Genomic DNA, 6,757 nt, shown 5'->3' on the forward strand with positions numbered 1-6,757 from the left:
TCATTGCCCTTCAATCAATGCGCATACCGTAAGCGCTCTTTCAATTGCGCCAAATACGGTGCCGCTTTGGCTTTATCGCCGACGGGATACGCCTTCGTGCTGAACCATGCTTTATCCCCGCTAAATTGAACCTCAGCAGCGGCGGCCATCATTGGCGCTACCCCGTCCGATCGCACCTGATTCACGATTGCAGCCAGATACACCACCGCATTGGGTATGCCCACCGCCGCTTTAGCTCGCAGCATGGCGGCAGCAAATTCAGCTTGCGAAACCCGCATATCGATCCATTGTTGATACATCGCTACGGCTTTGCCACTACCTGCTTGTGTCGCACTAAACCCTGCCTGTATGGCCACTAAGCGCCATTGCCCGATCAGCTCGGGAACCGCAGGTACCTTTGCCATATTGCCAAGCGAAATGGTCTGGTTTTCATTTTCAATATTATTTTTTTCATCATCGATCAGCGATTTCTCCTTAACCAATGTTTCAGATGATGATGAAAATGCTATGGAAAAAGGGTTTAAAGCTTTACCCGTCACACCGTTCTCCGATGTCTGTTGCAGTTCGCCCGTTTCTTGGTGTTGCAGCTCCTGTTGTATTTCATCGGCAAACCCTTGTGGGGATTGGCTTTGCGCCTGTTGTGGCTGGGTCTGTTGTAGTTCGCATGAAACCTGTTGTACCTCCTGAATACGTGATTGATTGGTTTCGGCCATCGGCAAGAAAAAGATTAATTGCTTCTGCTCTGGGACCGAGCGATATGCAATCAATCCGGCGTTCAAGAGCTCTTTTTCATAACCACGTACGGTTTGCTCCGAAGGCGTTCCACTGTCACTGGCAGGTCGACCACGCTTGCCTTCTACATACAATGCTTCACGCAATGCCCATCGGCTTAGTAAAGGCTTGCGCCCCACTTCGCCATTGTTGAAATTCATGCGCCGACGTAGCACCACATACAAACACCATGCCCCTGGGCGCAAGCCATACAGCGCCTCCATTTCGAGGTCTGTTAAATAGAATCGACTCATTGCATCCCCACTTGATTCGCCATGCCCGTCCGCTCGCTTTTACGAATCTCGGCTTGAACTTCTGCGTCGCCATACACTCGATCAAGCAAGGTTAAATAGTGCAAAACCTTGCCGTGTAATTCATGTGCCGACTTTAATAAGCCGCTGCGCTCATGCACATCGACATGGCCATCATTACCCACCGCGTTTTGCGCTTTGCGCGCCAATTCACCCAAGGCCGCGCTGGCCTCTAAAAATGACAGCATCAAATCTTCGTTATCCTCAATCGCCCCCACCGCTGGCAGCTGAATAAACACCCCACCCAGTTGCCGCGCCATCGCCGCGATAATATTTCGGCCATTGGTTAATTCCATTACGCTCAACGCGTCATCCACGCCCAAAACTGCGCGGTTATGCCCGGTTAACTTATGCCGCAATGTTTGCGGATAGCCTGTCACCACGCGACTTAAATCTTCTTGCCCGCCACGCCACAAAGCACAGTCTGCCCGCGCCGCCTCAATCACGCTTGCCGCCAATACGGTGTGATCCATTTCACCCACCCCCACTCAAAAGCTGTGCGCAGACCGCGCCCCGCCAAACCGCTAAGATGCAGTTGTTGCATCCCGCATGAATAAAAAAAGCCAGCCCCACAGAGGCCGGCCAAAACCAGCCCCTATGCAGATGGGACTGATGAGGAAACAGTAGCAATCGTTTTTGCCGTACCGCGCAGATACGCCCAATCCACATCGGGGCGTAGCTCTTCGCAGCGAATTTCACCATGGGTATATTTTTCAATTTCGATCGCCAATGACTCTCCGCAACGCTTACGGCCAGCCGCTAGGTGCTTGATGTAGGCCACTGTCGAACCAATTGCATCCGCCAAAACAGCCGCTCGACTTTTCTCGATTGAGATATATGATTTGATGTCCATGGCCGAACAATACCAAAAGGTAATCATCATAGCAATACCTACAGGGCATTTACCATTAGGTACAGCACAAGATAAATTAACAACTATGGATATCTTTGAAACTCGCCGGCAAAACCTAAGACACCTAATCGATAATCGATTCGGTGGCGTTATCGCGCACCTTGCAAATCAAATCGATAAGCAACCTGCCTACCTTTCCAGATGCCTCACTGGTAAAGCAGAGCATCGCCGCAACATCGGAGAAAAGCTCGCCAGAGAAATTGAATTAAAACTAGGCCTAATCAATGGGGCACTGGATTTACCGCCAGCAAACGTCCAAGCAATTGATCTAGATATTGAACCTACAGAGAAAGAGCAAGGTATATATCCGCGTCCAGCATCCAAAGATGACTACGCACTAATACCCCAATACAGCACCAAAGGCGCATGCGGTACAGGCTTTTATAACGATCACGTAGAAGTCATTGGCGAGCTATCGTTTAAACGCAGTTGGCTCAATCGCCTGGGCATCAGCGAATACGATGCTTGTGTAATTTATGCCTCTGGCGACAGCATGAGCCCCACCATTTACGATGGCGACGTGGTACTGGTCGACCAAGCCCACCAACAATTCAAATCGGGCGAAGTCTATGCCGTACTTATGGATGACGAAGTCATCATCAAACGCATCACCAAAGAATTTGGCGCGACGCTGCTGCGCAGCGACAACACCAACAAAGCCATCTACCCCGACATTAACGTACCACCTGGCCACGACCTAAACATCATCGGCCGCGTCGTTTGGCGTGGCGGTGGACTTTGATTTTGTCATATTAAAATTAAAAAATTGAATCAGCCATTATGAACAATATTTTTACGAACCTAAAAAACAAGATAACTACTTTAAATTCAATTTCAGAACTTAATAAATTACTTAAAGAATCAAAAAAAATTCAAAACAAACGCAACAATGACAACGACAAGTCATTATGGATAATTTTAGTTTTTGCTAGCATTTTAGTAACCGCAGTTTTATCAATAATTTTTATAAAATTTCAACTTGGACAAAACATTCCAATATTACAAATTACCAATTCAGGACAACTCCAATATTGGGGACAACTAGGCGATTTTTTTGGTGGAATACTTAATCCGCTTTTAAGTTTTACCGCCTTAATGGCCATTTTATATAGCATAAAAATACAACGTGCAGAGCTAAAACTAGCACGTGATGAAGTTGCAACAACGAACAAAATTCAACGAAATCAAGCCAAAACGTTCGAGCGGCAACTTTTCGACACAACATTTTTCGGTCTACTAGAAGCACATCGAAATATTCTTAATGAAATATTTTATAATGGACAAAAAGGAAGAGATGCATTTAAAACACTATCTAATGATTTGTATCAAAATATCTTATCCAGAACCGAACCTACTGATGTTGGCTTGATCGAATGCTTTGAATCTTTCCACACAAAGCATGAAGCGATACTAGGACACTACTTTAGAAATCTTTATCATATTTTGAAAATTATAGATTCCTATGATACTGCAAGTGATGACGGAGAAGTGGTTAGGCAAATATCTGAAAATGAGAAAGTAAATCAATTTGCGAAGGCATATTCACGCCGTCGTCAATATTCAAATCTTCTTCGAGCACAACTTTCAAGTCATGAGGTAGCACTTCTTTTTTCGAACTGCCTAACTAAAGATGGCGATGGCCTAAAATCTTATGTTGAGCTGTATTCAATGTTAAAAACATATAAAAATACATTTTATTATTGTAAGAAAAATGAGTTATACAACCCCAACGCGTTCCTAGACTTCGAAGAAATTGATAGAGTTAGGCTTCATGAATTATCAGTTCATATCCGCATCGAAAGAATCAAAAAAATGTCATCACGATTAAAGAAAAGAAATAAATCAAGTGCCGAGTAACCACTTAAAGCAGCAATTAGATTGCTCAGCGAAAATTTACACTGCAAACACTGCAAACACTGCAAACACTGCATGCACTACATAGATGTTGTAAACCGCACAAGTACACCAAACTTCAATCCGCAAACCAACCGCCCTCGGGCGGTTTTTTATGCGCCACCCAAAAAACAATTACCAATAGGTATTGTTTAAATAGATACCATAAGGTACATTTACCTACATCACCACCAGCGCAGCGGTGCCGGTTTGGTGATTGGCCTTCTGCATAGATGCTTCCGCTGCGCACAATGCTCGCTATCCAGTGAGCTTGCGGAGCCGATATGCAACTCACAGCAGCACCTCGCCCCACGGCGAATGCCACCACCCCGCGCCAACTGGTACGGGATCTTTCTGATGATTATGTTTTATTGAGTTTTCTCACCACCCACGGCTGGCGGATTACGGCGGCGGATGATCGTGCAGGATTGTATTGGGCGCAGCGCACATGCAAGCACTAAAAGAACTCGCCCTCGGCCTACTACTCGCCGCGCTCTGGACTACAGGCTGCATCATGGTTTTATTACTGAAGCAAGGCATCACGCAATGACCCAGCCAGTTGAGACACCGCCGATCAAATGTACCAGCCGCAGCTGCACATGGCGCGGCTATGAAACAGGCCGCTTGCAACCGTTGGCCAATGCAGCCAATCAGCGCACCGCCTGCCCGTATTGCGGCTGCCGCGAAGTGCAAGCGATGACCGCGCAGCAAATCAAAATCTACCGCAAGCAACAAGCCGCCCACAACAACGCGCCGCAGCTTGTCACAAATTAACAAGGAAACACACAATGAATACCGCGTTCGCCCTGATGGCCTGCTACCAAAAACCGCTGATCCCACTGGAAACCGTTGGCTCGGATTACCTTGGCCTCGGCAAACGCGAAGTCAACGAGCAAGCCGCCCGCAACAAACTACCCTTCCCCGCCATCCGCCTTACCGACAGCGCCAAAGCCCCACGCTTCGTCCGCATCGAAGACCTCGCCAACTGGATCGACCAACAAGCCGAGCAGGCACAAAAAAGCTGGCAACGAAGCCAGCTTTGAATTATTAATAAGCAAAAAATATCTAATATTTCATCTAATCGCCCTGTGCGTTCAATCTAAACCAACTTATTGATGGCCAAACTATGCCACTACAATTCATCTGACGCCGAGCTAAGGGGCAGACCCAAGCGCAAGGCATACGCCGGTTGGGGCTGGCCAGCGACTGAGCCGCGCGAACTTGAGCGACATATTAGAGTTGAATATCCTAGGAACATAACTCTTCCAATAACATTATGTACTCTCCTCTTGTTAAATGAGGAAATAGCTCCTTGCGATACTTAATATTCTGCTGAACTCCATTTTCAGAAAGTTCGACGCTGACGACCTGAATGCAACTCAGAACTTTCTGCAAACCCTCGTCTCTAGTTATATATTGAATATTTACTCCAAGCATATTTTGAGAAAGAGCGATTGCCCTTATGAGATTAACTCTGGAAAGTACGTAAATATCATTTATTACATTGTATAGCACAGACTCAATTTTACTTGGCTTAAGCACTTTTATAGCGGCCTCACTTCCATAGAGGCTAGCCAATGACAAAACAACCGCTAGATGTGTTTTAGGAATATTGTTGTAAGCAGAGCATGCAAATATTTTCTCTTTAACATATTGTCTTTTGCCTTTTTCAACTCCACCTCCAATTAGCTTACACGAATACACGAGGAACTTCTCTAAATTATCCCACCCTGACTCTCTAGATTCGGTAAAAGTTTTTGAAAAGTCCAATATATTTGCGTGCATGTATTCTTTATCTGTTTTAGCACGCTTAAAATAATTATTAATTTCACATGTTTCTTTTTTTGTAACGCTATATTTTTCAAGAAATGTCTCACTCCTTCCTTTTTGCCCTTCTACTAGAGAAAGTATTGGGCTTATTGATGATGTTTCCACATCAATTTCACTCAGAAAATTCTTCATTAATATTTTCTTGTTACAAGTTATATGCTTTCCTGAATTAAGATCTTTTATCAAATCAATAACATTTCTATCTAGGAGATAAAGATTTTTTGTTTCTTGGATATTGTTCATTTGAAGATCCAACGTTAAGGTGAGGAGCGGCTGGGCTGGCACAAGGTTCCAGCGGCGAAGCCGCTCCTCGATCGAAGTGTTATGCATTTTGCGATATGCGCGATAAGAAATTCATTGCAGGATTAATTTCTCCGTATATATCGCCTCTTACGGCCTTAACCAGAACAAGAAAGTCTTTTGGCCACCAGCCGATCGCCAGCTTCATTTCTTCGCCGATTGCGTCATCTGGAACTGTGAGCACGAGAAATCGCTTAAATTCGAAGAGAAGCGCATAAGACCACGCATGGCCTTCAGATTTCGTCCCTAGAAAATCAGTAATCTTTTCGCTCATCGGCTTAGGTTGAAAGTGGTAAACAGCGTTCCTAAATCGGCGTATCAATTGATAGTAGTCGTCGTACTTTGAAATGAGATTGGAAATAGCAGGGTCGCACTTTTCCAACTCTTGCCAGCCTTCAACAACTACGTAAAGCGATGCAAGCCAATGCGCTAAAGCGCCTACGAAGTCCGCATCAGAGCTGCTTTCCGTGAAACTTTGGTAATGGTCATATTGCATCTGTGCCCAGTGCAAGTATTGCCCAAAGCTAACGATGGCAATTATGTCTTTCATCGGCAACATGTTCGGCACCCGAATGTATAACGCTTGGGTCTATTGTGGATTAATGATTTCGGACACCAACTTAGGTGGTAATCACGCCACCGTTAATAAAGTGTTTCATGAGCAAAAAGCCTACCTATAGTTACTAATGCCGTTCACTTAAGGTCTGTTTTGTAGATTTTTCGTATCGGATAGCGCTTG

Annotated in this window: 10 protein-coding genes; 5 read left to right on the forward strand and 5 right to left on the reverse strand. The window is 45.2% G+C overall.

The genetic code is table 11. The annotated features are described in order from the left end of the window. Positions 1 to 14: 14 nt before the first annotated feature. The 3 genes from Q0V82_RS12500 to Q0V82_RS12510 all read right to left on the reverse strand — a co-directional run bounded on the left by Q0V82_RS12500 (position 15) and on the right by Q0V82_RS12510 (position 1,965). Positions 15 to 1,025 (reverse strand): hypothetical protein, encoded by a 1,011-nt coding sequence (locus tag Q0V82_RS12500; protein WP_297576229.1) that lies wholly within the window; start codon positions 1,023 to 1,025, stop codon positions 15 to 17. Further along, positions 1,022 to 1,555, reverse strand: a complete 534-nt coding sequence (locus tag Q0V82_RS12505; RefSeq protein ID WP_297576231.1) for a phage regulatory CII family protein — start codon at positions 1,553 to 1,555, stop codon at positions 1,022 to 1,024. The genes Q0V82_RS12500 and Q0V82_RS12505 overlap by 4 nt, the downstream gene beginning before the upstream one ends. 122 nt (positions 1,556 to 1,677) lie before the next feature. After that, complete coding sequence (locus Q0V82_RS12510) at positions 1,678 to 1,965, reverse strand: YdaS family helix-turn-helix protein (RefSeq protein ID WP_297576233.1); 288 nt, start codon at positions 1,963 to 1,965, stop codon at positions 1,678 to 1,680. A 55-nt stretch (positions 1,966 to 2,020) separates the two neighbouring features. Here Q0V82_RS12510 and Q0V82_RS12515 point away from each other — a divergent pair, with 55 nt between their 5' ends. The 5 genes from Q0V82_RS12515 to Q0V82_RS12535 all read left to right on the forward strand — a co-directional run bounded on the left by Q0V82_RS12515 (position 2,021) and on the right by Q0V82_RS12535 (position 4,931). After that, on the forward strand, positions 2,021 to 2,737 hold the full coding sequence (locus Q0V82_RS12515) for a S24 family peptidase (protein WP_297576234.1): 717 nt from the start codon (positions 2,021 to 2,023) through the stop codon (positions 2,735 to 2,737). Between the two features lie 38 nt (positions 2,738 to 2,775). After that, positions 2,776 to 3,852 carry a putative phage abortive infection protein gene (locus Q0V82_RS12520; protein ID WP_297576235.1) on the forward strand — a complete coding sequence of 359 codons (1,077 nt, stop codon included), beginning with the start codon at positions 2,776 to 2,778 and terminating at the stop codon, positions 3,850 to 3,852. A gap of 320 nt (positions 3,853 to 4,172) precedes the next feature. Continuing rightward, positions 4,173 to 4,349, forward strand: a complete 177-nt coding sequence (locus tag Q0V82_RS12525) for a hypothetical protein (RefSeq protein WP_297576236.1) — start codon at positions 4,173 to 4,175, stop codon at positions 4,347 to 4,349. An 85-nt stretch (positions 4,350 to 4,434) separates the two neighbouring features. Continuing rightward, positions 4,435 to 4,662 (forward strand): hypothetical protein, encoded by a 228-nt coding sequence (locus Q0V82_RS12530; protein ID WP_297576238.1) that lies wholly within the window; start codon positions 4,435 to 4,437, stop codon positions 4,660 to 4,662. Between the two features lie 14 nt (positions 4,663 to 4,676). Continuing rightward, positions 4,677 to 4,931, forward strand: a complete 255-nt coding sequence (locus Q0V82_RS12535) for a pyocin activator PrtN family protein (RefSeq protein ID WP_297576240.1) — start codon at positions 4,677 to 4,679, stop codon at positions 4,929 to 4,931. A gap of 205 nt (positions 4,932 to 5,136) precedes the next feature. Here Q0V82_RS12535 and Q0V82_RS12540 read toward each other — a convergent pair whose 3' ends face one another. After that, positions 5,137 to 5,961 (reverse strand): hypothetical protein, encoded by an 825-nt coding sequence (locus Q0V82_RS12540; RefSeq protein ID WP_297576242.1) that lies wholly within the window; start codon positions 5,959 to 5,961, stop codon positions 5,137 to 5,139. 79 nt (positions 5,962 to 6,040) lie between these two features. Continuing rightward, positions 6,041 to 6,577 carry a hypothetical protein gene (locus Q0V82_RS12545; protein WP_297576245.1) on the reverse strand — a complete coding sequence of 179 codons (537 nt, stop codon included), beginning with the start codon at positions 6,575 to 6,577 and terminating at the stop codon, positions 6,041 to 6,043. Positions 6,578 to 6,757 lie beyond the last annotated feature (180 nt).

Origin of the sequence: uncultured Deefgea sp. (assembly GCF_947072475.1) — a bacterium.
In the GTDB taxonomy this organism is placed as follows: domain Bacteria; phylum Pseudomonadota; class Gammaproteobacteria; order Burkholderiales; family Chitinibacteraceae; genus Deefgea.